At 46.3% G+C, this 577-nt stretch carries 2 protein-coding genes; one reads left to right on the forward strand and one right to left on the reverse strand.

Annotated elements, in window-relative coordinates; translation table 11 throughout:
* A partial coding sequence (locus HMPREF1144_RS32170) for a DUF4158 domain-containing protein (protein ID WP_009654681.1) occupies window positions 1-178 on the reverse strand: 178 nt, incomplete at its 3' end.
* A 167-nt stretch (window positions 179-345) separates the two neighbouring features.
* Here HMPREF1144_RS32170 and HMPREF1144_RS27680 point away from each other — a divergent pair.
* Window positions 346-577 (forward strand): recombinase family protein (locus tag HMPREF1144_RS27680; protein WP_009654682.1); only part of this gene is annotated, 232 nt, incomplete at its 3' end.

Here is a 577-nt window from a genome sequence, read left to right on the forward strand (position 1 = left end):
TTTTCAGATAGCAAAGAAGGACGGCAAAACCAAAACGGCTGGCAGGTTTACGGTGGGCACTGATAAGTGCCAGATCATGTTCACTGAAATACGCCATCCGGGTCAGCGTTAACTCTTCGTCCGGTAATGCCAGTAATGATTCTCTTTCCGACAGAGAAAGAATCTGCCTCCTTGCCATATAGTTTCCCTCGTAAATTATCCGATGCGGTATTTTTAACAGAAATGCTTATCGCATAAGGGTACACCCTGACGCCATATTCAAAACGTGACGGCACACGATGAATGACATAACCTATATGCGATAGATTAAATGCAATAACTTAAATGCGATAACGTGGTGGAAAAATGTTCATCAGAGCTTATTTAAGGGCATCGACGGAAGATCAGTTCGCCGATCGGGCAAAAGAGATGCTGGAGCAGTTTGTTCAGGAGCGGGGACATAAAATAGCCAGTTACTACCGGGAGAACATCAGCGGTACAAAACTTGACCGCCCGGAACTGGGGCGCTTACTGATGGACAGTCACCGCAATGATATTTTACTGGTCGAGCAGATAGACCGTCTGACCCGTCTGAGCA

The sequence above is a fragment of the Klebsiella sp. OBRC7 genome, assembly GCF_000293135.1.
Taxonomy (GTDB): Bacteria; Pseudomonadota; Gammaproteobacteria; order Enterobacterales; family Enterobacteriaceae; genus Klebsiella; species Klebsiella michiganensis.